25 protein-coding genes are annotated in these 22955 nt (G+C 69.5%); 7 read left to right on the forward strand and 18 right to left on the reverse strand.

Annotation, left to right across the window (positions count from 1 at the left end):
- Positions 1–58: 58 nt before the first annotated feature.
- Positions 59–904, reverse strand: a complete 846-nt coding sequence (fghA, locus tag BLT78_RS10000) for an S-formylglutathione hydrolase (RefSeq protein ID WP_090348833.1) — start codon at positions 902–904, stop codon at positions 59–61.
- 133 nt (positions 905–1037) lie between these two features.
- The gene (locus BLT78_RS10005) at positions 1038–2150 is read right to left on the reverse strand and encodes an S-(hydroxymethyl)glutathione dehydrogenase/class III alcohol dehydrogenase (protein WP_090348834.1); all 1113 of its coding nucleotides are present in this window, start codon (positions 2148–2150) and stop codon (positions 1038–1040) included.
- Between the two features lie 163 nt (positions 2151–2313).
- Between BLT78_RS10005 and BLT78_RS10010 the strand changes: the two genes are divergently transcribed.
- Positions 2314–3210: a LysR family transcriptional regulator gene (locus BLT78_RS10010; protein WP_090348835.1), complete on the forward strand. Its 897-nt coding sequence runs from the start codon at positions 2314–2316 to the stop codon at positions 3208–3210.
- Between the two features lie 5 nt (positions 3211–3215).
- On the opposite strand, the gene BLT78_RS10015 is transcribed toward BLT78_RS10010, so the two are convergent.
- From BLT78_RS10015 to recJ, 3 genes are all read right to left on the reverse strand, one after another.
- On the reverse strand, positions 3216–3917 hold the full coding sequence (locus BLT78_RS10015) for a tellurite resistance TerB family protein (RefSeq protein ID WP_090348836.1): 702 nt from the start codon (positions 3915–3917) through the stop codon (positions 3216–3218).
- Between the two features lie 94 nt (positions 3918–4011).
- Positions 4012–5118 (reverse strand): NADH:flavin oxidoreductase/NADH oxidase, encoded by a 1107-nt coding sequence (locus BLT78_RS10020; protein WP_090348837.1) that lies wholly within the window; start codon positions 5116–5118, stop codon positions 4012–4014.
- 125 nt (positions 5119–5243) lie between these two features.
- A complete protein-coding gene (gene recJ / locus BLT78_RS10025) occupies positions 5244–6959 on the reverse strand; it encodes a single-stranded-DNA-specific exonuclease RecJ (protein ID WP_090352249.1) in 1716 nt (571 codons plus the stop codon).
- 130 nt (positions 6960–7089) lie between these two features.
- On the opposite strand from recJ, the gene BLT78_RS10030 reads away from it, so the two are divergent.
- From BLT78_RS10030 to BLT78_RS10040, 3 genes are read left to right on the forward strand one after another with little or no spacing between them, the layout of a single operon-like run.
- Positions 7090–7839, forward strand: coding sequence for a 5-oxoprolinase subunit PxpA (locus tag BLT78_RS10030; protein WP_090348838.1), 750 nt, complete (start codon positions 7090–7092; stop codon positions 7837–7839).
- The gene (locus BLT78_RS10035) at positions 7836–8537 is read left to right on the forward strand and encodes a 5-oxoprolinase subunit B family protein (protein WP_090348839.1); all 702 of its coding nucleotides are present in this window, start codon (positions 7836–7838) and stop codon (positions 8535–8537) included. Before BLT78_RS10030 ends, BLT78_RS10035 begins: the two co-directional genes overlap by 4 nt.
- On the forward strand, positions 8534–9448 hold the full coding sequence (locus BLT78_RS10040) for a 5-oxoprolinase subunit C family protein (protein WP_090348840.1): 915 nt from the start codon (positions 8534–8536) through the stop codon (positions 9446–9448). The genes BLT78_RS10035 and BLT78_RS10040 overlap by 4 nt, the downstream gene beginning before the upstream one ends.
- Positions 9449–9496: 48 nt before the next feature.
- On the opposite strand, the gene BLT78_RS10045 is transcribed toward BLT78_RS10040, so the two are convergent.
- Positions 9497–10039 carry a YaeQ family protein gene (locus BLT78_RS10045; RefSeq protein WP_090348841.1) on the reverse strand — a complete coding sequence of 181 codons (543 nt, stop codon included), beginning with the start codon at positions 10037–10039 and terminating at the stop codon, positions 9497–9499.
- A gap of 75 nt (positions 10040–10114) precedes the next feature.
- On the reverse strand, positions 10115–11266 hold the full coding sequence (locus tag BLT78_RS10050) for a GGDEF domain-containing protein (RefSeq protein ID WP_090348842.1): 1152 nt from the start codon (positions 11264–11266) through the stop codon (positions 10115–10117).
- Between the two features lie 229 nt (positions 11267–11495).
- Between BLT78_RS10050 and BLT78_RS10055 the strand changes: the two genes are divergently transcribed.
- On the forward strand, positions 11496–12695 hold the full coding sequence (locus tag BLT78_RS10055) for a CaiB/BaiF CoA transferase family protein (RefSeq protein WP_090348843.1): 1200 nt from the start codon (positions 11496–11498) through the stop codon (positions 12693–12695).
- A gap of 43 nt (positions 12696–12738) precedes the next feature.
- On the opposite strand, the gene BLT78_RS10060 is transcribed toward BLT78_RS10055, so the two are convergent.
- Genes BLT78_RS10060 through ihfB form a run of 3 tightly spaced genes read right to left on the reverse strand, consistent with a single transcriptional unit; the run spans position 12739 to position 14525 of the window.
- The gene (locus tag BLT78_RS10060) at positions 12739–13884 is read right to left on the reverse strand and encodes a hypothetical protein (protein ID WP_090348844.1); all 1146 of its coding nucleotides are present in this window, start codon (positions 13882–13884) and stop codon (positions 12739–12741) included.
- Between the two features lie 3 nt (positions 13885–13887).
- Complete coding sequence (locus BLT78_RS10065; RefSeq protein WP_090348845.1) at positions 13888–14193, reverse strand: lipopolysaccharide assembly protein LapA domain-containing protein; 306 nt, start codon at positions 14191–14193, stop codon at positions 13888–13890.
- Between the two features lie 47 nt (positions 14194–14240).
- Positions 14241–14525 carry an integration host factor subunit beta gene (gene ihfB / locus BLT78_RS10070; RefSeq protein WP_090348846.1) on the reverse strand — a complete coding sequence of 95 codons (285 nt, stop codon included), beginning with the start codon at positions 14523–14525 and terminating at the stop codon, positions 14241–14243.
- 187 nt (positions 14526–14712) lie between these two features.
- Here ihfB and BLT78_RS10075 point away from each other — a divergent pair, with 187 nt between their 5' ends.
- Positions 14713–15372, forward strand: a complete 660-nt coding sequence (locus BLT78_RS10075; RefSeq protein ID WP_090348847.1) for a COG3650 family protein — start codon at positions 14713–14715, stop codon at positions 15370–15372.
- A 6-nt stretch (positions 15373–15378) separates the two neighbouring features.
- On the opposite strand, the gene BLT78_RS10080 is transcribed toward BLT78_RS10075, so the two are convergent.
- From BLT78_RS10080 to BLT78_RS10110, 7 genes are all read right to left on the reverse strand, one after another.
- Positions 15379–15711: a Na+/H+ antiporter subunit G gene (locus BLT78_RS10080; RefSeq protein ID WP_090348848.1), complete on the reverse strand. Its 333-nt coding sequence runs from the start codon at positions 15709–15711 to the stop codon at positions 15379–15381.
- 10 nt (positions 15712–15721) lie between these two features.
- Positions 15722–15991 (reverse strand): K+/H+ antiporter subunit F, encoded by a 270-nt coding sequence (locus BLT78_RS10085; protein WP_090348849.1) that lies wholly within the window; start codon positions 15989–15991, stop codon positions 15722–15724.
- Positions 15985–16482: a Na+/H+ antiporter subunit E gene (locus BLT78_RS10090; RefSeq protein ID WP_231975769.1), complete on the reverse strand. Its 498-nt coding sequence runs from the start codon at positions 16480–16482 to the stop codon at positions 15985–15987. The genes BLT78_RS10085 and BLT78_RS10090 overlap by 7 nt, the downstream gene beginning before the upstream one ends.
- Complete coding sequence (locus BLT78_RS10095) at positions 16479–17978, reverse strand: monovalent cation/H+ antiporter subunit D (protein ID WP_090348851.1); 1500 nt, start codon at positions 17976–17978, stop codon at positions 16479–16481. Before BLT78_RS10095 ends, BLT78_RS10090 begins: the two co-directional genes overlap by 4 nt.
- The gene (locus BLT78_RS10100; protein WP_090348852.1) at positions 17975–18325 is read right to left on the reverse strand and encodes a Na+/H+ antiporter subunit C; all 351 of its coding nucleotides are present in this window, start codon (positions 18323–18325) and stop codon (positions 17975–17977) included. Before BLT78_RS10100 ends, BLT78_RS10095 begins: the two co-directional genes overlap by 4 nt.
- Before the next feature lies 1 nt (position 18326).
- Complete coding sequence (locus tag BLT78_RS10105) at positions 18327–21119, reverse strand: monovalent cation/H+ antiporter subunit A (RefSeq protein ID WP_090348853.1); 2793 nt, start codon at positions 21117–21119, stop codon at positions 18327–18329.
- Between the two features lie 305 nt (positions 21120–21424).
- On the reverse strand, positions 21425–21886 hold the full coding sequence (locus BLT78_RS10110; protein WP_090348854.1) for an outer membrane lipoprotein: 462 nt from the start codon (positions 21884–21886) through the stop codon (positions 21425–21427).
- 101 nt (positions 21887–21987) lie between these two features.
- Here BLT78_RS10110 and BLT78_RS10115 point away from each other — a divergent pair, with 101 nt between their 5' ends.
- On the forward strand, positions 21988–22224 hold the full coding sequence (locus tag BLT78_RS10115; protein ID WP_090348855.1) for a hypothetical protein: 237 nt from the start codon (positions 21988–21990) through the stop codon (positions 22222–22224).
- Between the two features lie 36 nt (positions 22225–22260).
- Here BLT78_RS10115 and pdxH read toward each other — a convergent pair whose 3' ends face one another.
- Positions 22261–22908: a pyridoxamine 5'-phosphate oxidase gene (pdxH, locus tag BLT78_RS10120; protein WP_090348856.1), complete on the reverse strand. Its 648-nt coding sequence runs from the start codon at positions 22906–22908 to the stop codon at positions 22261–22263.
- Positions 22909–22955 lie beyond the last annotated feature (47 nt).

Consider the following 22955-nt stretch of genomic DNA (forward strand, 5'->3'; position numbering starts at 1 on the left):
AAACGCCCTGAAGGAAATCAGGGCGCGATTCTACAGGACTGGCCGGCCGCTGGGCGCGTCAGCCATTCAGCGCCGCCGCATGATGGCGCAGATGATCGTCGATGAAGCTGGCGATGAAGTAGTAACTGTGGTCGTAGCCCGGCTGCAGGCGCAGGGTCAGCGGATGACCGACCGCCGCGGCGGTGGCGCGCAGCACTTCCGGCTTGAGCTGCACGTCGAGGAAGCTGTCGGCCTCGCCCTGGTCGACCAGGATCGGCAGGCGCTCGTCCGCCGCGATCAGCAGCGCGCAGGTATCCCACTCGCGCCAGGCGTCGCGATCCTCGCCGAGGTAGCGCGCGAAGGCCTTCTCGCCCCACGGGCAATTGCTCGGATTGGAGATCGGCGCGAAGGCCGACAGCGACAGATAGCGCCCGGGGTTGCGCAGGGCGCAGACCAGCGCGCCATGCCCGCCCATCGAGTGGCCGCTGATGCCGCGCCGGTCGCTGACCGGAAAGTTCGCCTCGATCAAGGCCGGTAGCTCGAGCACCACGTAGTCGTGCATCCGGTAGTGCTGCGCCCACGGCTCCCGGGTGGCATTCAGGTAGAAGCCGGCGCCGAGGCCGAAGTCCCAGGCGCCGTCCGGATCACCCGGCACGTCCGGGCCGCGCGGGCTGGTGTCCGGCGCGACGATGACCAGCCCCAGTTCGGCGGCCAGGCGCTGGGCGCCGGCCTTCTGCATGAAATTCTCGTCGGTGCAGGTCAGCCCGCTCAACCAGTACAGCACCGGCAGGCTGGCGCCCTGCTCCGCCTGTGGCGGCAGGTAGACGGCGAACACCATGTCGCACTTGAGGGTGGCCGAGTGGTGACGGTAACGGTGGTGCCAGCCGCCGAAGCTTTTCTGGCTGGAGAGCAGTTCGAGGCTCATGGGTAAATCCTTGCACGATGTCCGGAAACGGCGCGCCCACGACAGGCGCGTGGGCGCGTTCATCGACTCCATAGGGTGCACCATGCGCACCCTACGAGAGACCCGCGAGGCCGGAGAGCCTCGCGGGTCAGCTTCAGAAGTGGATGACGGTACGGATGCTCTTGCCCTCATGCATCAGCTCGAAGGCCTTGTTGATGTCCTCCAGGCCCATGGTGTGGGTGATGAAGGTATCCAGCGGGATCTCGCCCTTCTGCGACTTCTCCACGTAGCTCGGCAGCTCGCTGCGGCCCTTGACGCCACCGAAGGCGCTGCCGCGCCAGACGCGGCCGGTGACCAGCTGGAACGGACGGGTGCTGATCTCGGCACCGGCCGGGGCCACGCCGATGATGGTCGATTCGCCCCAGCCCTTGTGGCAGCACTCCAGCGCCGCGCGCATCAGCTGCACGTTGCCGATGCACTCGAAGCTGTAGTCCACACCGCCGTCGGTCATCTCGACGATCACTTCCTGGATCGGCTTGTCGTGTTCCTTCGGGTTGACGAAGTCGGTGAGGCCCAGCTCGCGGGCCACGGCCTCCTTGGCCGGGTTGATGTCGATACCGATGATCCGGCTGGCCTTGGCCATCTTGGCGCCGATGATCGCGGCGAGACCGATGCCGCCGAGGCCGAAGATCGCCACGGTCGAGCCTTCGGTGACCTTGGCGGTGTTGAGCACCGCGCCGATGCCGGTGGTCACCCCGCAGCCGAGCAGGCAGACCTTCTCCAGCGGCGCCTCCTTGGGGATCACCGCCACCGAGACCTCCGGCAGCACGGTGTACTCGGAGAAGGTCGAGCAGCCCATGTAGTGGTAGACCGGCTGGCCGTTGTAGCTGAAGCGGCTGGTGCCGTCGGGCATCAGGCCCTTGCCCTGGGTGGCACGCACCGAACTGCACAGGTTGGTCTTGCCGGACTTGCAGAACTTGCACTCGCCACACTCGGCGGTATACAGCGGGATCACGTGGTCGCCGACCTTGACCGAGGTGACCCCCTCGCCCACCGCCTCGACGATGCCGCCGCCCTCGTGGCCGAGGATGCAGGGGAACACGCCCTCGCTGTCCTGGCCGGACAGGGTGTAGGCGTCGGTATGGCACACGCCGCTGGCGACGATGCGCACCAGCACCTCGCCCTTCTGCGGCGGCGCGACGTCCACCTCGACGATCTGCAGCGGCTGGTTGGGGGCGAAGGCTACGGCGGCACGCGACTTGATCATGCGCAACTCCTTGGAACGCTGACGGAACGGGCACGGCAACGACGACCGTCACCATGCCCAGGATGACGAAAAGTGTAGATCAGCTCAGAATGGCCAGTAATCGGCCGCCAGGCAAAACATTATTGCCACACAGGGACAATCACGTGATCTCCAAGGAGTCGCCATGAACCGCTGGGAAGGCCTCGACGAGTTCGTCGCCGTGGCCGAATGCGGCCAGTTCACCGCCGCCGCCGAGCGCCTCGGCGTATCCTCCTCGCACGTCAGCCGGCAGATCGCCCGTCTGGAGGACTGCCTGCAGACTCGCCTGCTGTATCGCAGCACACGCCGGGTCAGTCTGACCGAGGCCGGACAGACCTTCCTGCAACACTGCCGCAACCTGATCGACGCCCGCGACGAGGCCTGGCGCGCGGTCAGCGACCTGTCCGCCGAGCCCAAGGGGCTGCTGCGCATGACCTGCGCGGTGGCCTACGGCGAACGCTTCGTGGTGCCGCTGGTCAACGAGTTCATGGCCCTGCATCCGCAGCTGAGCGTCGACATCCAGCTGACCAACCGTCCCCTCGACCTGCTCCACGAGGGCCTCGACCTGGCCATCCGCCTCGGCCGCCTGAGCGAGGAGCGCCTGGTCGCCACCCGCCTGGCGCCGCGCGAGATGTACCTGTGCGCCGCGCCCGCCTACCTTGCGCGCGCCGGCGCGCCACGCAGCCTGAGCGAACTGATCCGGCACAACTGTCTGGTCGGCAGCAGCGATCTGTGGAGTTTCGCCGAGGATGGCGGGGAAACCCAGCTGCGCGTGCAGGGCAACTGGCGCTGCAACAGCGGCACGGCGGTGCTCGACGCCGCCCTGCGCGGCTTCGGCCTGTGCCAGCTGCCGGACTACTACGTGCTGGAACATCTGCAGAGCGGCGCGCTGGTCGCCCTGCTGGATGACCAGCGCCCGCCGAACACCGCGGTGTGGGCGCTGCATCCGCCGCAGCGCAACCTGTCGCCCAAGGTGCGCCAGCTGGTCGACTACCTGCGCCAACGCCTCGGCGAACTGCCGGAGTACCGCAGCGCCGGCTGAACGACCTACTGCGCCTGGCGCACCTGCTGCTCCAGCTCGGCACGCAGCGCCGGATCGAGGCGCAGCTGGCGGGCCAGCTCGTCGAGGTAGGCGCGCTCCATGAAGTTCTGCTCGTCGACCACCAGCAGGCTGGCGAGGAACATCTCGGCGGCCATCTCCGGGGTCAGCGCGGCGCGCGCCACCGCCGCCGGGTCGAGCGGCTGGTGCAGCTCATTGTCGATCCACCGCAGAAGCTGCGGATCGCCACTCAGACGGGCCATCTCGGCGTCGATCAGCTCGCGCTCACGCGCGTCGATATGCCCGTCGGCCTTGGCTGCGGCGATCAGCGCGCGCAGGATCGCGTGGCTGTGCTGCTCGGCCTGCGGTGGCGGCAGGCGGTCGATGGTCTGCGCTGCGCTCGCCGGCTGGCCGCCGCCCTGCTGACTCTGCCAGTTGCTGTAGGCCTTCCAGGCCATCACCCCGAGCGCGGCCAGGCCGCCGTAGGTCAGCGCCTTGCCACCGTACTTGCGCGCCTTCTTGTTGCCCAGCAGCAGGCCGATGGCGCCGGCGGCCAGCGCCCCGCCGGTGGCGCCGGAGAGCAGGCTGCCCAGGCCGTTGTCCTTGCCGGCCGGGCGCTCCTCGCTGCGCGATTTCGATTGGTTGCCGGCGTTGCCGAGCAGGCCGGGAGCGGCCTTGAGCAACTGGTCGAGCAGACTGCGGGTGTCCATGTTCAGCCTCCTGTGAAAAGCTGTCGATCATGCCGGGCACCCCGGCGGATCGACAGCCGTGACGCCGGGAAAACTGCAAGCGGATGTGACTACCTCAGTCGAGATCCGCACCCAGGTCGCGGATCGGCGTGTCGCGCTGGGCGGCGCGCACGTACTGCGCCGGCCAGGGCAGACGGTGGCCGAGCACCTCGGCGGCGTGCAACGGCCAGTAGGGATCGCGCAGCAGCTCGCGGGCCAGCAGCACCAGGTCGGCCTGCTCGCTGCGCAGCACATGCTCGGCCTGCGCCGGCTCGGTGATCAGGCCGACCGCACCGGTGGGAATGCCGGCCTCGCGGCGCACCCGCTCGGCGAAGCGCGACTGGTAGCCCGGCCCCACCGGGATCTGCGCATTGGGCGCCAAGCCGCCGGAGGACACGTCGATCAGGTCGACGCCGCGCGCCTTGAGCAACGCGCTCAGCTCGACCGTCTCCAGCTCGCTCCAGCCACCGTCCAGCCAGTCGGTGGCCGACAGGCGCACCAGCAGCGGCAGCTCGGCCGGCCATACCGCGCGTACCGCATCGACGACCTCAAGCAGCAGGCGGATACGATTGGCGAAGCTGCCGCCGTACTCGTCGTCGCGCTGGTTGCTCAGCGGCGAGAGGAACTGGTGCAGCAGGTAGCCGTGCGCGGCATGCACCTCGGCCACCTTGAAGCCGGCCTTGAGCGCACGCTCGGCGGCACGGGCGAAATCCTGCACCACGCCAGCGATCTGCTCGCGGCTCAGGGCCTGCGGGGTGTGATGGTTGGCATCGAAGGGAATCGCCGACGGCGCCAGCGGCGTCCAGCCGCCCTGCTCCAGCGGCACCGAGCCGGCCTTGCCCTCCCACGGCCGCCAGGTGCCGGCCTTGCGCCCGGCGTGGGCCAGCTGGATGCCGGCCACCGAGCCCTGGCTGTCGATGAAACGGGTGATACGGCGCAGCGGCTCGATCTGCGCGTCGCTCCACAGGCCCAGGCAGTGCGGGCTGATCCGCCCCTCGGGGGTAACCCCGGTCGCCTCGACGATGATCAGCCCGGCGCCACCGGTGGCGCGACTGCCGAGGTGGACCAGATGCCAGTCGTTGGCAAGCCCCTCGCGGGCGCTGTACTGGCACATCGGCGACACCACGATGCGGTTGGGCAGGGTCAGTTGCCGCAGGGTCAGCGGCTGGAACAGCTGGATCATGGCGGGGCTCCGCAGGTAGTCCGTTATCCTGCGGATATTGCGCCGCCGGCGCGGAGAATCAAGGGGCATGCTGCATGGCACCGGGCCGGCCTCCCGCGCGGCCGTGCGGGAGCCAGAGGCCTGTCTCAGCGCGGCTCGATATGCGCGACCATGAGCTGCACGCTCTCCTGGCCGCGGTACTCGTTGACGTCCAGCCTGTAGGCCACCTCGGCCCAGCGCACGTTGGGGTTGGGCCACAGTTCGCGGTCGATGTTGAAGGCGATGGCATCGAGCTGGGCGCGGCCACACTCGCTCTTCAGCACCAGCTTGAGATGGCGCTCGCCGACGATGCGCTGCTGGACGATCTCGAACACGCCATGGAACAGCGGCTCGGGGAAGTGCTGACCCCAGGGGCCGGCGTGGCGCAGCTGCTGGGCGAGGTCGAGACGGAACTCCTCGGCGGACAGCGCGCCGTCGGTGAGCAGCCGCCCGGTGAGATCGTCCTCGACCAGCTGGCGGCGCACCTCGGCGTCGAAGGCGGCGGCGAAGGCCGGAAAATTCTCCGCCGGCAGCGACAGGCCGGCGGCCATGGCGTGGCCGCCGAACTTGCTGATCAGCCCCGGATGACGCGCCGCCACCGCGTCCAGCGCATCGCGGATGTGGAAACCGGGGATCGAGCGCGCCGAGCCCTTGAGCACGCCGTCGCCGGCATCGGCGAAGGCGATGGTCGGCCGGTGGTAGCGCTCCTTGAGCCGCGAGGCGAGGATGCCGATCACCCCCTGGTGCCAGTCGGCGTCGAACAGGCACAAGCCGAACGGCAGCTCGTCCTCCTTGAGCTCCTTGAGCTGGGCCAGCGCTTCGCGCTGCATGCCCTGCTCGATGGCCTTGCGGTCGTGGTTGAGCTGATCGAGCTGCCGGGCCATGTCGCGGGCCAGCGCCTCGTCCTCGCAGAGCAGGCACTCGATGCCGAGGCTCATGTCGTCCAGCCGGCCGGCGGCGTTGAGGCGCGGGCCGAGGATGAAGCCCAGGTCCGTCGAGGTGATACGCCGGTGGTCGCGGCCGGCCACCTCGAGCAGCGCGCGCAGCCCCGGCCGCGCCCGCCCGGCGCGGATCCGCGCCAGCCCCTGGTGGACCAGGATGCGGTTGTTGGCGTCCAGCGGCACCACGTCGGCGACGCTGCCGAGCGCCACCAGGTCGAGCAACTCGGCGAGGTTGGGCTCGGCGATACCTGCGCGGGCGAACCAGTCCAGCTCGCGCAGCCGCGCGCGCAGGGCGAGCAGCACGTAAAAGATCACCCCGACCCCGGCCAGCGCCTTGCTCGGGAAGCCGCAACCCGGCTGGTTGGGATTGACGATGGCGTCGGCCGCCGGCAGCTCGGGGCCGGGCAAGTGGTGGTCGGTGACCAGCACCGCGAGGCCCGCCGCCTTGGCCGCCGCCACGCCGTCGAGGCTGGAGATGCCGTTGTCCACGGTGATCAGCAGCTCCGGGCGCTTGTCCAGCGCCACGGCGACGATCTCCGGGGTCAGGCCGTAGCCGTACTCGAAGCGGTTGGGCACCAGGTAGTCGACGTGCGCGGCGCCGAGCATGCGCAGCGCCAGCACGCCGACCGAACTGGCCGTGGCGCCGTCGGCGTCGAAATCGCCGACGATCAGGATGCGCTGGCGCTGCTCCAGCGCGCTCACCAGCAACGCGACGGCGGCGTCGATGCCCTGCAGCTCGCGATACGGAATCAGCCGCGCCAGCGCCTTGTCCAGCTCGGCGGCGGACTGCACGCCGCGGGCGGCGTACAGGCGGGTCAGCAGCGGCGGCAGGTCACCCAGATCGGGCAGGACGGACGGCAGGGAGCGGGGAACGATGCGCATCGGGTCGGTCGGCTCGGGAACGAAGCCGGCAAGCATACAGCAATGCGCCAAGCGCTGCGGTCGGGATCGGGCCGCGCAACGTTTGCTGGTAACTTATGCCCATCCTCAGCTTCCGCGACAAGGAACCGCCATGAGCCGCCTGCTCCTCAACTGCGACATCGGCGAAAGCTTCGGCGCCTGGACCATGGGCCTCGACGCCGAAGTCATGCCGCACATCGACTGCGCCAACATCGCCTGCGGCTTCCACGCCGGCGATCCCTCGACCATGCGCCGCACCGTGGCGCTGGCGGCGCAGCACGGGGTACGCATCGGCGCCCACCCCGCCTACCCCGACCTGGTCGGCTTCGGCCGCCGCTCGCTGGCCTGCAGCGCGCAGGAAGTCGAGGACATGCTGCTCTACCAGATCGGCGCACTGGACGGCATCTGCCGCGCCGAGGGCAGCCGGGTCGGCTACGTCAAGCCGCACGGCGCGCTGTACAACGACATGATGCGCCAGCCCGAACTGCTGCGCGCGGTGCTGCGCGCGGTGCGCCTGTACGATCCTTCCCTGCCGCTGATGCTGATGTCGGTGCGCGACAACCGCGCCGCCGAGGCGCTGGCCGCCGAGGCGGGCGTCACCCTGTGGTTCGAGACCTTCGCCGACCGCGGCTACGACGGCGACGGCTTCCTGCTGCCGCGCAGCCAGCCCGGCGCGGTGCATCACGACAGCGCGCAGGTGATCGCCCAGGCGCTGGCATTGGCCGGCGGCCAGCCGCTGACCGCCAGCGACGGCAGCGCCCTGCTGCTGCGCGCCGACAGCCTGTGCGTACACGGCGACAACGCCGGCTCGGTGGCCGCGGTACGGCGCATCCGCGCGGCGCTGGACGGGCTGCCGGCATGAACCTGCGCATCGAGGTCGTCGCGGTCGACTGCCTGATGCTGCGCCTGTTCGACGCCATCGACGAGGCGCACATGCCCTGGCTGCTGGCCGCCACCCAGCGGCTGCGCGCGGCCTTCGGCGCGGCGCTGGTCGACCTGGTGCCGTCCTACACCACCCTGATGCTGCACTACGATCTCGAACGGCTCGACGACGGCCAGGCCCGCGCACTGATCCACCAGGCGCTGCACGATCTCGAGCCGGCCAGCAGCGAAGGCACCGCCCTGCACCGCCTGCCGGTGTGGTACGACGCCGCGGTCGGCCCGGAGCTGGCGCTGCTCGCCGAGCGCAGCGGGCTGGGCGTCGCCGGGCTGATCGAGCGGCACAGCCGCCACGAATACCGGGTATTCGCCCTGGGATTCGCCCCGGGCTTCGCCTATCTGGGGCTGGTCGAGCCACAGCTGGCCGCGCCGCGCCTGGCCACCCCGCGCCAGCGGGTGCCCGCCGGCAGCCTGGGCATCGCCGACCGGCAGACCGCCGTATATCCCGCCGTCTCCCCCGGCGGCTGGAACCTGATCGGGCGCATGCCGATCCCGCTGTTCGACCGCGCGCAGGGCCGCAGCCTGCTGCAACCGGGCGACCGGGTGCGCTTCAAGCCGGTCGAGCGCGCCGAATTCCTCCGCCTCGGCGGCGACGACACGCCCTTCGCGGTGCAGCCATGAGCCTTGTGATCGAACGCCAGGGCCTGCTGGCCAGCCTGCAGGACGCCGGCCGCTTCGGCGTGCGCCACCTCGGCGTCGGCCAGGGCGGCGGCGCCGACTGGATCGCCCTGCGCTGGGCCAACTGGCTGCTCGGCAATCCGCCGGACGCCGCGGTGATCGAGATCACCCTCGGCGGCTTCAGCCTGGTCGCCGAGCAGGACGTCTGCCTGGCCCTGTGCGGCGCCGACCTGGACGCGCGCCTCGACGACGCGCCGCTGGCGCCCTGGCGCAGCTTCGTCGTGCGCCGCGGCCAGCGCCTCAGCCTCAACCAGGCGCGCCTGGGCGTGCGCGCCTACCTGGCCGCGCCCGGCGGCTTCGTCGCGCCGCCGGTGCTGGGCAGCTGCGCCACCGTGACCCGCGAGGGACTCGGCGGCCTGCACGGCGACGGCCGGCCGCTGGCGGGCGGCGAGCGCCTGCACTGGCACGGCGGCTCGCCGGCGCCGCGGGCGCTACCGGCCGCGCTGATTCCCGACCTGAGCAGCCACGCGCCGCTGGCCGTGGTGCTCGGCGCGCAGATCGGCGACTTCGCCGGGCAGAGCCTGTTCGACGCCTTCAACCGCGAGTGGACGGTGGACAACCGCGCCGACCGCATGGGCGTGCGCCTGCTCGGCCCGCGCCTGGAGTGCCGGCGCGGCGAGATGATCTCCGAGGGCATCCCGCTGGGTGCCATCCAGGTGCCGGCCGACGGCCAGCCCATCGTCCTGCTCAACGACCGCCAGACCATCGGCGGCTACCCGCGCCTCGGCGCGCTGACGCCGCAGGCGCTGGCCCGGCTAGCGCAGTGCCCGCCCGGCGCGACGCTGCGGCTGGCGCCGCTGGGCCTGGAAGCGGCGCAGCGCCAGCAGCGGACACTGCTGGCGCACTGGCGCTGACGATGCAGGCGCCAGCGCCTGGCCGCACCGCCCGCCAGCGCGGGGATGTCAGCCGCGCTCGCCGAGCAGCCACTCCACCGGCAGCTCATGCTGGCCGCGCTCGTCGGTGACGAACAGGGTGCCCTCGCTGATCATCACGCTCCAGGACAGCGAGCGCGGCAGGTCGCGGGCCAGCTCGGCCAGCGGCTCCTGCGGCAGCGCGGCGATGTTGAGGTTCTTCAGGCTCTTCACCGCGCCCACCACCTTGTCCTGCCAGACGCGCAGGCCGCCATAGGCCAGCACGCTGACCCGCTCGGCGCGCCGCGAGCACCAGGTCATGCGGTCGGCGTCCGGCTGGCCGACCTCGATCCAGTGCAGCACGCGGTCGTCGAGACTCTTCTCCCACAGCGCCGGCTCGTCGACGTCGGACAGGCCACGGCCGAAGGCGACCTGCTCGTCGTACCACAGTGCGTAGGCCAGCAGGCGCACGACCAGGCGCTCCTCGGTTTCCGAGGGATGCTTGGCGACGGTGAAGCGCAGGTTCTGGTAGACGCCGCGATCGAGGTCGGTGAGGTTGAGTTCGACTTTGTAGGGGGTGGACTGCAGGGCCATGAACCGCTTCCTGGCTGGAGGAAAAAAGGCAGCCAGTGTACTCCGAATCGGCCCGGCCGGCCCGCGCGCCGGCCGTCAGTCGCGATACAGTTCGACCCGGTCGCGCCCGCCGGCCTTGGCCCGGTACAGCGCCTGGTCGGCGCGCCCCAGCAGGATGGCCAGGTCGTAGCCGGACTGCTCGGTCGCGGCCAGACCGATGCTGACGCTCATGCTGACCGGCTCGGTGGACTGCAGAGTCAACTCGCTGCACTCGCGGCGAATGCGCTCGGCCACCTGCGCCGCCACCGAAGCGTCGGCATCGGCCAGCAGGCAGGCAAACTCCTCGCCGCCGATCCGCCCGCAGACGTCCTGCTGGCGCACGCTGCGCGCCAGCACCTGACCGAAAGCGACCAGCGCGGCATCTCCCAGAGCATGGCCGTGGCTGTCGTTGAGACGCTTGAAGTGGTCGAGATCGCAGAGCAGCAGCGCCGCCGGCCGGCCCGCGCGCTGGCAACCGCTCAGCAACACCTGCGCGCCCTCCATGAAGGCGCGGCGGTTGCCGATCTCGGTGAGCGGATCGCGATTGGCCACGGCCCGGTAGCGCACCTCGGCGCGCTCGTGGACCATCGCCAGGGTGATGAAGGCGATGCCGGTGGCGAACAGCAGGGTTTCCAGTAGGCGCCAGGCGATGAAGCCCGCGCCCTCACCGCTCAAGCGCCAGACGATGCTCTCGCCGCCGCCGACGAGCAGGAGGGCGGCGAGGAACAGCGCATGCAGCAGCAGCAGGGTCACCGCCGGCGCGATGGCCACCTCCAGGCGGTGACGGGCTCGCCACAGCTCCCAGACCGACAGGCCGGTGTAGAGGATCGCCAACAGGGTGCCCACCGTCACGCGCAGGGGCAACGAGGTCATGAACTGCGGCCACAGGCACAGCAGCCCCCACAGCAGGGCCCCGCCGGCCACTCCTGGCCACCAGGGTGGCCGGGTGGCGAAAACGCGCATGGCGGTCCAACCCAGCCCCGCCGCCAGCAGCAGAAGCATATTGGCAAGGACGATGGGCAGGGCTTCCGCGCCCAGGCCACGCAGGCCGTGCGTCGCCGTGCCGAGGGCCGCCAGCAGGAGCATTCCGGCCAGGAAGCCCAGCGTCGTCTCGTGCTCGCTCCGCCACCAGGCATGCAGCATCAGCCCACCCAGCAAGGCAAGCGCGCAGATGTCCAACAGCAGCAGGGTCGGATAGTGCAGGAGCATGGACATTCACCCTGGTGTGCGCAGGCAGACACAACGGCCCCGAGTCAGTCAGCCTGTGCCGCCACGCGCGCCCCTCGCAATAATGTGCAGCCAGTCACACTCTAGGCGTGTCCGGGGTAGTGGCGCCAGTCCCGAACGGCCGGCCTGCCGAGCGGGAGGCTCGCTGCCGCAGCCGGTCCCGGATGTACAATCGCCCGTCGTCCCCTCTCCAGCCCCTCCCGGAGCCGCCATGACCAGCCCTTCCAAACCCCTTGCCGGCCTCAAGGTCATCGAACTCGGCACCCTGATCGCCGGCCCCTTCGCCTCGCGCATCTGCGCCGAGTTCGGTGCCGAGGTGATCAAGATCGAGTCGCCCGACGGCGGCGATCCGCTGCGCAAGTGGCGCAAGCTGTACGAGGGCACCTCGCTGTGGTGGTTCGTGCAGGCGCGCAACAAGCAGTCGCTGACCCTCAACCTCAAGCATCCCGAGGCGCAGGCCATCCTCAAGCAGCTGGTGCGCGAGGCCGACATCCTGATCGAGAACTTCCGCCCCGGCGTGCTGGAAAAGCTCGGCCTCGGCTGGGAGGTGCTCCATGCGCTCAACCCGAAGCTGGTCATGGTGCGCCTGTCCGGCTTCGGTCAGACCGGACCGATGAAGGATCAGCCGGGCTTCGGCGCGGTGGGCGAGTCGATGGGCGGGTTGCGCTACATCACCGGCTTCGAGGACCGGCCGCCGGTGCGCACCGGCATCTCCATCGGCGACTCGATCGCCGCGCTGTGGGGCGTGATCGGCGCGCTGATGGCGCTGCGCCATCGCGAGGTCAACGGCGGCCAGGGCCAGGTGGTCGACGTCGCGCTGTACGAGGCGGTGTTCGCCATGATGGAGAGCCTGGTCCCGGAGTTCGACGTGTTCGGCTTCATCCGCGAGCGCACCGGCAACATCATGCCCGGCATCACGCCCTCCTCGATCCATACCAGCGCCGACGGCAAGCATGTGCAGATCGGCGCCAACGGCGACGCCATCTTCAAACGCTTCATGCTGGCCATCGGCCGCGACGATCTGGCCAACGATCCACAGCTGGCCGACAACGCCGGCCGCGATGCGCGGCGCGACGAGCTGTACGGGGTGATCGACCGCTGGGTACAGTCGCTGCCGCTGAGCGAGGTGCTGGCGCTGCTGCAGCAGGCCGAGGTGCCGGCCAGCCGCATCTACAGCGTCGAGGACATGTTCGGCGATCCGCAGTTCCTCGCCCGCGACATGCTGCAGAGCGCGCGCCTGCCGGACGGCCGGGAGTTCCGCATCCCCGGCATCGTGCCCAAGCTGTCGGAAACTCCGGGCAGCACCGAGTGGCTGGGCCCACAGCTGGGGGAACATACGGCGGCGATTCTCCGGCAGCTGGGCTATGACGCCGAGCGCATCGCTACGCTACGCAATCTGGGCGCCATCTGAGGCGCTCAGGCGGCTGACGGCGTCGGGCCGGCGCGAGAGCGGCTCAGCCGTTGCTGCGCCGGCGCAGTACCGACCAGCCGTGGCAGGTCGGACACTGCCAGTGCAGCTGGCGGGCCTGGAACCCGCACTGGCGGCAGCAGTACGCCGGGGTGTTGCCGATCAGCGCGCTGACCGCCTCGTGCAGGCTGGCGACCTCGGGGCCGGCGGCCTGTTCCGCCTGCCATTCGAGCAGGCGCTGGATGATGCGCAGCGACGGCTGGCGAGCCAGGCGCTGGCGCAGGAAGTCGATGCCGCTGGCGATGCCGTGCCGCTCGCGGATCACCAGGGCCAGCGCCAGCACCAGCGGGTCGCCACGGCTGTCGCCGGCCTGCTCGAGGGCGTCGCGCAGGAAGCGCTCGAGCCGCTCACGGGCAGGGCTGCAGGCGGTGTAGTCGAGCAGTTGCGGCAGCGCCTCGGGGAAGAACGCGGCATCCTGGCCGGCAACCTGCAGCAGGTGGTCGATCGCCGCGTCGCTCTGGTACGCCTGCCAGGCCAGACGGGCAAGGTTCAGGTTGGCGCGCACGCAGGCCGGATCGACCTGCAGGGCCAGACCGAGCTGCTCGCGCGCCGGCTCGAGCATGTCGCGGCGCAGCAGGCGCTCGGCCAGTTCGCAGTGATAGTGGCCGCAGGCCACGCGTATGGCCGGGTCGCTGGTCACCAGCCGGCCGGCGACCTCGATCGCCCGCTCCCATTCGCGCTCCTGCTCGTAGATGCGCAGCAGGCCGCGCTGCGCCTGGCTGGCGACCGCGGACTCGCCCTCGGCCAAGCCCTGCAGGAGGGATTCGGCCCGCGACAGCTCGCCGGCGGCCAGGAAGTCATGGGCCAGTTCGAGCTGGACCCGCTCGCGCTGCGCAAGCGCCAGCTCCGGGCGGGCAAGCAGGCTCTGGTGCACCCGGGCCGCCATCTCCAGCTCACCGCGCTGGCGAAACTGGCGGCCGACACCGAGGTGGGCTTCGAAGGTTTCCTCGTTGACCTCGAGAACCTCGACCAGGCGCTGCAAGGCCTGGTCGGACTGGGCATCGAGTAGATGGTTGTAGCTGACGATGGCGGCACTGCGCCGACGCAGTGCCGGCAACTGCTCACGGCGTCCCATCCACCAGCCGATGCCGATGGCGGCGGTGAACAGACCGAGCCAGAGCAGCTCGGACATGTGTCAGCGCCCCGTTTCGGCGAGCTTCTGGCGCAGGCTGTCGAGCTCCTGGCGGCAGCGACCGAGCTCGCTGCGGTTGCGCGCCAGGGCGAACTTGAGACGGGCGCGCAGGTAGAGGCTGAGCAGCACGCCGGCCAGGCCGCCGGCGATGAACGCCAGGGCGACGAAGAAGGCCACCGGCAGCTCGGGACTTTGCAGGGTCATGAACTGCAGACGGGCGTGACTCTGGTTTTCGAGAATGAACACCAGGGTGAGCGCGGCGACCAGCAGCGCAGCCGCAATCACCAGGACGCGTTTGATCCAGAGCATGTCGACTCCTCGGACACAGAACCACTCGGGTACTCGACGAGCGCGACTCAGTGCAGCTCGTTGACGCGGTCGCGCAGTTCCTTGCCCGGCTTGAAATGGGGGACGAATTTACCATCAAGCCGCACCGACTCGCCGGTTTTCGGATTGCGTCCGACGCGTGGCGCCCGGTAGTGCAGGGAGAAACTGCCGAAGCCACGGATCTCGATACGATCCCCCGCAGCCAGGGCATGCGCCATCTGCTCGAGCATGGTCTTGATGGCCAGCTCGACGTCCTTGGACGAGAGTTGGCCCTGATGGGTAACGATACGTTCGATCAACTCCGACTTGGTCATGGTTTTCCCTTGTCTTTCAAGCGGCTAGATCACTCTTGTGTGGTTTTAGCATGCTCCGCAGGGTTTGACCAGCCCGACGCTATTGACACTTGTGTGTCATTGTGAAAGTCCGCGCTTGCAGTGCTCCCGGCTTGTCGCTGGCAGCCGCGGCGATTACCGTGGCAGACCTTCTGCCAGGAGAGTCTGCATGCGTATCGCCCCCCTGATCGCCCTGGGCCTACTTCCCGTCATAGCCGGCTGCCAGTGGCTGTCCGCCAAACCGGAAGAGCCCAAACCCACCCCGGTTCGCCTGCAGGGCGAGCTGAGTCGTGCCGGCGAGATGCTGCTGATGGTGCCCTGCGGGGAGGAGCGGCGCCTGCTGCTGATCGATGCCGCCCAGCTCGGCCTGGAAGCGACCGCGCCGCAGCTGCAGGCCGGTTCGAGCAAGCCGCTGTTCGCCGATCTCGGCGGCGAGCTGGATGGCAACGCGGACGGCCTCTATGCGGTCGACAGGCTGTACCGCCTGCAGGCCGAGGGACCGGGCTGCGACGATCCGCAGTTCAAGCGGCAGATCGTGCGCGCCAGCGGCCACGAGCCGGAGTGGTCGGTGAGCGTCTCGGCGCGCGGCATGATGCTCGAGCGGCCCGGTAGCGCACCTCTCGCCCTGCCCTACGTCGAGGAAAGCCTGCCGGATGGCAGCCTGAGCTTCTCCAGCGAGGCCAACGACCAACGCATCGAACTGTGGCTGACGCCGGCGCGCTGCGAAGACAGCATGAGCGGCACGCTCAGCCACCTGCAGGCGCGCCTGGTGCTCAACGGTGCGGCGCCGCAGACCGGTTGCGCCGCCCTCGGTGGCGCACGCAACTGATCGCCATCACTCCTTCCAGCGCCGACCGCGGGTTTTCCCCCACGGCCGGATATCCTGCTGGGACGCCGCCTTGGCCAGCACATGCGCGCTCACCGGCGCGGAGATGAACAGGAACAGGGTGATCAGCAGCTCGTGCAGGCCGAGCCCCTCACCGCGCGCGTTGAAGAAGAGCAGCGAGCCGACGAGGATGCCGCCCACCCCCAGGGTGGTGGCCTTGGTGGGGCCGTGCAGGCGGGTATAGAAATCCGGCAGCCGGTACAGCCCCAGCGAGCCCAGCAGGGCGAACAGGCTGCCGAACAGCAGGAACACAGCGATCACCGCCTCGATCCAGATACTCACGGCCGTGCCCTCACTCGATGATGTCGCCACGCAGCAGGTACTTGCCCAGCGCCACCGTGCCGACGAAGCCCATCACCGCGATCAGCAGCGCGGCCTCGAAGAATAGCGCGCTGCCCAGCCAGATGCCGAAGAGCACCAGCAGGGCGATGGCATTGATATACAGGGTGTCCAGCGCGAGGATGCGATCCGGCAGATCCGGCCCCTTGAGCAGCCGCGCCAGGTTGAGCAACATCGCCAGACTGATCAGCAGCAGGCACAGGGGCACCACGAAACCTAGCATGCGAAGATCTCCTTCAACGGCCTCTCGTAGCGGCTCTTGATCTCGGCGATCAGCGCCTGTTCGTCGGTACAGTGCAGCACGTGCACGACCAGACGGCGACGATCCGGGCTGAGGTGCGCCGCCACCGTGCCGGGTGCCAGGGAAATCGCGCTGGCCAGCAGGAAGATCGCCAGCTCGTGGTCGAGCTGGATCGGCACCTCGATGAACGCCGGCTGCAGGCGCTCGACCGGCCCGAGGACCAGCCGCGCCACCAGCAGGTTGGCCAGCACCACGTCGTGGAAGATGCGCAGGATGAACCACAGCAGCCGCAGCGGCTGGCGCACCCGCCATGCCCCGACCTCCAGCCCGCCGGTGAGCAGCGGAATGGCCACGCCGAGCATGGCCCCCAGCACGGCATGGCCGACGCTGAACTCGTTGACCAGCAGCAGCCAGACCAGTAGCAGGCCGAGGCTGAGCAGCGGATGCGGCAGCAGCTTGCGCAACGGGCTCACTGGGCACCCCCGGCGACGATCTGCAGGTAGGGTGCCAGCGCCAGCAACTGGTCGGCGGTGGCCGCGACGAAGGCCAGTACCGGCTGCGCCGCCAGCACCAGCAGCGGACTGCCCGATAGCAGGCCGATGCAGGCCAGCACGGCCAGCGGATCGAGTTCGGCGCTGTCCAGCTGATGCACACCGACCCGCCAGAACAGCATGCTGCCAGCGCGAGCGAGCGCCAGCAGCACCAGCAGGCCGCCCACCAGCAGGACCGGCCACAGCGCCAAAGCGGCAGCGCCACTCACCGCCTTGAGCAACAGCAGCTTGGCGAGGAAGCCGGACAACGGCGGCAGGCCGGCGACCGCGATGGCGGCGAGGAAGAACAGCCCGCCGAGCAGGCGCGGGCTCATCAGTGCCGGGCCCTGCACCAGCAGACCGGCCTTGTCGCCACGCTGGCGGGCGATCAGGTCGGCGAGGAGGAACAGCGCCCCGCAGACCCAGGTGCTGTGGACCAGGTAGAACAGCACCGCCGCGATGGCCTGCGGCGTGGCCACGGCCACGCCGGCCAGCAGGGTGCCCACCGAGACCACCACCAGGTAGGCGAGCAGGCCCTGCAGGGTCGGCGCCGCCAGCGCACCGATGGCGCCCACCGCCAGGGTCAGCAGGGCCAGCGGCCACAGCCAGCCCTGGGCCAGATGGGCCAGACCGCCGGCCGCGCTGCCGAAGATCAGCGTGAAGACCCGCAGGATGGCGTACAGACCGACCTTGGTCATGACCGCGAACAGCGCCGCCACCGGCGCACTGGCCGCCGCATAGGCCTGCGGCAGCCAGAAGTGCAGCGGCAGCAGGGCGGCCTTGAGGGCGAACACCACCAGCAGCAGCAGGCCGGCGGCCTTGAGCAGCGCCGCCTGCCCGGCATCCGCCGCCGCCACGCGCACGGCCAGGTCGACCATGTTCAGGGTGCCGGCGACGCCGTACAGCACCCCGGCCGCGATCAGGAACAGAGCCGAACCGAGCAGGTTGAGCAGCACGTAATGCAGGGTGCTGCGCAGCCGCGCCGCGCCGCCGCCGTGCGCCAGCAGCGCGTAGGAGGCGATCAGCAGCACCTCGAAGAACACGAACAGGTTGAACAGGTCGCCGGTCAGGAAGGCGCCGTTGATCCCCATCAGCTGGAACTGGAACAGCGCATGGAAGCCACTGCCGCGGACATCCTCACCGCGCACGGCATACAGCAGGGCGAACGCGGCCAGCACCGCGGTGACCAGCAGCATCAGGGCGCTGAGGCGATCAAGCAGGAGAATGATGCCGAATGGCGGCGGCCAGTTGCCCAGGGCATAGGTGCGCAGCACGCCGTCGTCGCTGAGCAGCAGCAGGCCCGCGGCCACCGGCAGCAGCGCCCAGGTGGCCAGCAGGCCGAGGCCGCGCTGCAGCGCCAGGCTACTCCGCCCCAGCGCCAGCAGCAGGCAGCCGGCGAACAGCGGCAGGAGGATCGGCAGGATCAGGGCATGGCTCATCGACGCCCCTCCTCGTCGGCACCGGCCGGCGGCTGGCCGTCGACGTGGTCGCTGCCGAGGGTGGCGACACCGCGCAGGGCCAGGGCGATCACGAATGCGGTCATTGCGAAGCCGATGACGATGGCGGTGAGCACCAGCGCCTGCGGCAACGGATCGGCATGGCTGGCGGCGGCGCCCAGCACCGCCGGCTTGCCGGTGTGCAGGCGGCCCATGGCGAACAGCAGCAGGTTGACCGCGTAGGAGATCAGGGTCAGACCCAGCACCACCGGGAAGGTGCGGGCGCGCAACAGCAGGTAGATGCCACTACTGGTGAGGATGCCGATGGCCACGGCGAGCAGGATTTCCATCTCAGGGTTCCTCGCGGCGGCTGAGCGGGCGGCCGATGCGGCCGAGCCCGCCCAGGATCAGCAGGGTCGAGCCGACCACGGTCAGGTAGACACCCAGATCGAACAGCATGGCCGTCGCCAGCTCGATCTCGCCGATCAGCGGGATGTGGAAGTGGCCGAACGACGAGGTCAGGAACGGATAGCCGAACAGCCAGCTGCCCAGACCGGTGAGCCCGGCGAGCAGCACGCCGGCACCGGCGATGCGCGGGTAGTCGAGCGGCAGATGCGCCTGACTCCATCTCTGCCCGCGGGCCACGTAGAGCAGGATCAGGGTGACGGCGGTGACCAGACCGGCGATGAAGCCGCCCCCCGGCAGGTTGTGCCCACGCAGGAAGATGAACACCGCCACCAGCAGGGCCAGCGGCAGCGCCAGCCTGGTCAGCGTGGCCAGCAGCAGCGGATGCACCTCGACGGACCAGGCGTGCCCGGCGGCGTCACGAGGCCGGGCGGGCAGATGCAGGCCGGCGAGCAGGGCGTGTACCCCGATGGCGGTGATCGCCAGCACGCTGATCTCGCCCAGGGTATCGAAGCCGCGGAAGTCCACCAGGATCACGTTGACGACGTTGCGCCCGCCGCCGCCGGACAGGCTGTTGTCCAGGTAGAAGCCGGCGATGCTCTGGTACGGACGACTCAGCACGGCATAGGCCAGCAGGCCGATCAGCGTGCCGCCAGCCGCGGCCAGGCCCAGGTCGCGCAGCTGGCGCAGGCTGGAGGACTCGCGCGGCGTCTGCTGCGGCAGGAAGTTCAGGGCCAGGGCGAGCAACAGCAGGCTCACCACTTCGACGGCCAGCTGGGTCAGGGCCAGGTCCGGCGCCGAAAAACGCGCGAACATCAGCGCCACCAGCAGGCCGACCACGCCGAGGATCAGCAGCGCCAGCAGGCGCTGGCGATGCACCAGCATGGTCAGCAGGGCACACAGGGCCATGAGCACCAGCCCCAGCGCGGTGACCGGATCCACCGGGGTCAGCGCCACGCTGCCGCCCAGGCTGGCCAGCGGCGCCAGCGCCCAGGCCACGCCCACCAGACTCGCGCCCAGCAACAGCACCAGGTAGCGCTGCAGCGAACCATTCTCCAGACTGGCGGTGAAATGCCTCGCCCAGGCCACCAGACGCCTTGTCGCGCGCTCGAATAGCGTCCGCGCATTCAGCGCCGGCAACCCGGCATACCACTGGAACAGCGGGCGGCGGCAGGCGTAGACCAGCACACCGCCCGCCAGGGCCACGCCGCTCATCAGCAGCGGCAGGTTGAAGCCATGCCAGATCGCCAGGCTGTACGGCGGCACCGCACCGGCCAGGCTGGCCGAGGCGGCCGCCGCCAGCAGGGGGGCGACGCTCCAGGCCGGCAAGGTCCCCACCAGCAGGCAGCAGAACACCAGGATCTCGACCGGCAGCTTCATGTAGCGTGGCGGCTCGTGGGGCGGAAACTTGGGCAGGTCGATCGGCTCGCCGTTGAAGAACACGTCGTGGATGAAGCGCAGCGAATAGGCCACGGAAAACACCCCGGCGAGAATCGCCGCCAGCGGCAACAGCCAGCTGAAGCTGCCCAGCAGGTGCTGGTGCAGGGTCTCGCTGAAGAACATTTCCTTGCTGAGGAAGCCATTGAGCAGGGGCACCCCGGCCATCGCCGAGGACGCCACCATGGCCAGCACCGCGGTGTGCGGCAGGTACTTCCACATCCCGTTGATCAGGCGCATGTCGCGACTGCCGGTCTCGTGATCGATGATCCCGGCAGCCATGAACAGCGAAGCCTTGAAGGTCGCATGGTTGATGATGTGGAAGATCGCCGCCACGTTCGCCAGTCCGGAGCCGAAGCCGAACAGCATGGTGATCAGCCCCAGGTGGCTGATGGTCGAATAGGCCAGCAGCCCCTTGAGGTCATGCTGGAACAGCGCGGTCACCGCCCCTACCAGCAGGGTCGCCAGCCCGGTCAGACTGACCAGATAGAACCACAGTTCGGTGCCGGACAGTGCGGGATACAGGCGCGCCAGCAGGAACACTCCGGCCTTGACCATGGTCGCCGAGTGCAGGTAGGCCGAAACCGGCGTGGGCGCGGCCATGGCCTGCGGCAGCCAGAAGTGGAAGGGGAACTGCGCCGACTTGGTGAACACGCCCAGCAGCACCAGCAGCATGATCGGCGTATACAGGTCGTGGTTGCGCAGTTGCTCCCCCGCAGCCAGCACGGCGGTCAGCTCGAAGCTGCCGACCACCTGGCCGATCAGCAGAATGCCGGCGAGCAGGGCCAGCCCGCCGCCGGCGGTCACCACCAGCGACATGCGCGCGCCCTGGCGAGCATCCGAGCGCTGTCCCCAGAAGCCGATCAGCAGGAAGGAGGCCAGGCTGGTCAACTCCCAGAACACCAGCAGCAACAGCAGGTTCTCGGCCAGCACCACGCCGAGCATGGCGCTCATGAACAGCAGCAGATAGGCGAAGAAGCGCCCGGCCGGCTCCTCCTTGCCCAGGTAGTAGCGGGCATAGAGAATCACCAGCAGGCCGACGCCCAGAATCAGCAGGGCGAAGAGAAAGCCCAGACCATCGAGACGCAGGCTGAGGTGCAGCCCCAGTTCGGCCAACCATGGCTGATATAGGTAGATCGGCTCACCGGCGAACACCTGCGCGCGCTGCTCGAGCAGCAACAGCAGAGCCAGCAGGGGCGCCAGGGCGGCCGAAGCCGCACAGAGCGAGCGGCCATGGCGCCCGGTCAGCAAAGGCAGCAATGCTCCCAGCAGAGGCAGCGCAATCAGCAGCGCCAGCGTCATCGCATCCCCCGATTCCTGTTCGCCTGAGCCACTCCGGGCGGAGGGCTACCGAAAGCGGGCGATCAACCCGCCCGGCGACCGACAGCGGACGCTGCATGCGGCGCCACGCGACGATCGCCAGAGAACACTGGAACTGAGCATAGCGCCTGACGGCGACAAGGCTGGCAGTGATACCGGTTCGAGCGTCAGTAGTGGCAACGCTCATGCCGGCAGCACATGGCCAGCGGATCGCGCCGAGGCTCGGCGCGCCTGGCACTGCAGACGTCCGCGAGCGCGACGTCTGGCAGTACCTCACGGGGAGTCGCTCAGTGCGCCACGCGACTGTTGCCGTTGACGGTCAGGATACGCACGCGCTCGCCGACGCGGAAAATCTCGCCCTCCGAGACCTCCTGGACGTAGGCACGCATGGTGCCGTCATCCTCGCGGACGGTGATCTCGACGCCCTGGGTGCGGGTCAGGCCCTCCTCGGTGGCCGCGCCCAGCAGGCCACCGGCCACGGCGCCGATGACCGCCGCCACGGCACTGCCGCGACCGCTGCCGACCGTGCTGCCGCCGATACCGCCGACCACCGCGCCGGCACCGGCGCCGATGGGGGTCTTGGTACCCTCGATGCGCACCGGGCGCAGGGCCGTGATGGTGCCCATGCGCACGATCTGCGCGGCCCGTGCTTCCTCGCGGGTGTAGACATCGCCGCCAAGATTGGAGGCACAGCCGCCAACGGCCAGCGCCGCGACGGTCAGGCTCAGAAACACCATTGATTTACGCATGTCAGTTCTCCGTCAGCATGCCAAAGCTTGAGTGCCGATGGTCGCTCTTTGCCGGAGTCGCCTGATCGGCTAGGGTGAGGGCCTTTTGCAAGGAACCCGTCATGGATTACTTCATCATCTTCATCACCACGGTGGCCGGCCTGTACTTCCACTGGTGGCTGTACCGGCGCATCCAGCGCTGGACCGACCGCGATCTGGCGCTTTCCTTCGGCGGGGACGATTCCGCCAAGCGCGACTACATGCTGTCCCGCCTGCAGGAAGCGCAGCGCCAGGGCGTCAAGCGCAAGGAGCTTGAAGCCTGGCTGAAGCAGGCCGCCACGCAATACCAGCCGGCCTGATACTGGATGTGACCGCGGCGGCCCGTGGCTGTTCCGTCAGGGCGCCAGGCGCTCGCGCAGCCAGCCATCCCCCTGCAGTCGATAGTTCAGGCGGTCGTGCAGCCGGCTCGGCCGCCCCTGCCAGAACTCCATGCGCTGCGGAATCAGGCGATAGCCGCCCCAGTGCTCCGGGCAATGCGGGGCACTGTCCATGAAGCGTTGCTCGGTCTCGGCGAGCAGACGCTCCAGCTCGCCGCGCCCTTCAATCACCTGGCTCTGCGGCGATGCCCAGGCACCCAGGCGACTGCCCAGCGGGCGCACCTTGAAGTAGGCATCCGACTCCTCCGCAGTCACCCTTTCCACCAGCCCTTCGATGCGCACCTGACGCTCGAGGGTCGGCCAGAAGAAGGTCATCGCCGCCCGCGGATTGGCCAGCAGCTGTTCGCCCTTGGCGCTGTCGTAGTTGGTGAAGAAGGTGAAACCACGGTCATCGAGGGCCTTGAGCAGCAGCACGCGACAGTGCGGCTGCCCCGCGGGATCGACCGTGGCCAGGGTCATGGCATTGGCCTCGACCGGCGGCTGCTCGGTCTTCACCGCCTCGGCGAACCAGCGGTGGAACAGCTCGAACGGCTCGAGCGGGGCATGCTCCTCGGACAACCCGTCCCGGGCATAGTCACGGCGCATGTCGGCAAGCGAATGGGTCATGGCAGAACTCCTTGTGGATCTTCACTCAGCTTAACCAGTCACAGGGC

It is taken from the genome of Pseudomonas oryzae, from assembly GCF_900104805.1.
GTDB lineage: Bacteria > Pseudomonadota > Gammaproteobacteria > Pseudomonadales > Pseudomonadaceae > Geopseudomonas > Geopseudomonas oryzae.

What these genes read in the sequence shown, in the direction of transcription:
- BLT78_RS10060 (WP_090348844.1), bottom strand. Translation starts at nt 13,884, where the DNA reads ATGTCCGAGCTGCTCTGGCTCGGTCTGTTCACCGCCGCCATCGGCATC.
- BLT78_RS10030 (WP_090348838.1), top strand. Translation starts at nt 7,090, where the DNA reads ATGAGCCGCCTGCTCCTCAACTGCGACATCGGCGAAAGCTTCGGCGCC.
- BLT78_RS10035 (WP_090348839.1), top strand. Translation starts at nt 7,836, where the DNA reads ATGAACCTGCGCATCGAGGTCGTCGCGGTCGACTGCCTGATGCTGCGC.
- BLT78_RS10015 (WP_090348836.1), bottom strand. Translation starts at nt 3,917, where the DNA reads ATGGACACCCGCAGTCTGCTCGACCAGTTGCTCAAGGCCGCTCCCGGC.
- BLT78_RS10050 (WP_090348842.1), bottom strand. Translation starts at nt 11,266, where the DNA reads ATGCTCCTGCACTATCCGACCCTGCTGCTGTTGGACATCTGCGCGCTT.
- BLT78_RS10100 (WP_090348852.1), bottom strand. Translation starts at nt 18,325, where the DNA reads ATGGAAATCCTGCTCGCCGTGGCCATCGGCATCCTCACCAGTAGTGGC.
- BLT78_RS10045 (WP_090348841.1), bottom strand. Translation starts at nt 10,039, where the DNA reads ATGGCCCTGCAGTCCACCCCCTACAAAGTCGAACTCAACCTCACCGAC.
- BLT78_RS10010 (WP_090348835.1), top strand. Translation starts at nt 2,314, where the DNA reads ATGAACCGCTGGGAAGGCCTCGACGAGTTCGTCGCCGTGGCCGAATGC.
- recJ (WP_090352249.1), bottom strand. Translation starts at nt 6,959, where the DNA reads ATGCGCATCGTTCCCCGCTCCCTGCCGTCCGTCCTGCCCGATCTGGGT.
- pdxH (WP_090348856.1), bottom strand. Translation starts at nt 22,908, where the DNA reads ATGACCCATTCGCTTGCCGACATGCGCCGTGACTATGCCCGGGACGGG.
- BLT78_RS10085 (WP_090348849.1), bottom strand. Translation starts at nt 15,991, where the DNA reads ATGCTAGGTTTCGTGGTGCCCCTGTGCCTGCTGCTGATCAGTCTGGCG.
- BLT78_RS10075 (WP_090348847.1), top strand. Translation starts at nt 14,713, where the DNA reads ATGCGTATCGCCCCCCTGATCGCCCTGGGCCTACTTCCCGTCATAGCC.
- BLT78_RS10095 (WP_090348851.1), bottom strand. Translation starts at nt 17,978, where the DNA reads ATGAGCCATGCCCTGATCCTGCCGATCCTCCTGCCGCTGTTCGCCGGC.
- fghA (WP_090348833.1), bottom strand. Translation starts at nt 904, where the DNA reads ATGAGCCTCGAACTGCTCTCCAGCCAGAAAAGCTTCGGCGGCTGGCAC.
- BLT78_RS10065 (WP_090348845.1), bottom strand. Translation starts at nt 14,193, where the DNA reads ATGCTCTGGATCAAACGCGTCCTGGTGATTGCGGCTGCGCTGCTGGTC.
- ihfB (WP_090348846.1), bottom strand. Translation starts at nt 14,525, where the DNA reads ATGACCAAGTCGGAGTTGATCGAACGTATCGTTACCCATCAGGGCCAA.
- BLT78_RS10115 (WP_090348855.1), top strand. Translation starts at nt 21,988, where the DNA reads ATGGATTACTTCATCATCTTCATCACCACGGTGGCCGGCCTGTACTTC.
- BLT78_RS10110 (WP_090348854.1), bottom strand. Translation starts at nt 21,886, where the DNA reads ATGCGTAAATCAATGGTGTTTCTGAGCCTGACCGTCGCGGCGCTGGCC.
- BLT78_RS10105 (WP_090348853.1), bottom strand. Translation starts at nt 21,119, where the DNA reads ATGACGCTGGCGCTGCTGATTGCGCTGCCTCTGCTGGGAGCATTGCTG.
- BLT78_RS10055 (WP_090348843.1), top strand. Translation starts at nt 11,496, where the DNA reads ATGACCAGCCCTTCCAAACCCCTTGCCGGCCTCAAGGTCATCGAACTC.
- BLT78_RS10020 (WP_090348837.1), bottom strand. Translation starts at nt 5,118, where the DNA reads ATGATCCAGCTGTTCCAGCCGCTGACCCTGCGGCAACTGACCCTGCCC.
- BLT78_RS10005 (WP_090348834.1), bottom strand. Translation starts at nt 2,150, where the DNA reads ATGATCAAGTCGCGTGCCGCCGTAGCCTTCGCCCCCAACCAGCCGCTG.
- BLT78_RS10040 (WP_090348840.1), top strand. Translation starts at nt 8,534, where the DNA reads ATGAGCCTTGTGATCGAACGCCAGGGCCTGCTGGCCAGCCTGCAGGAC.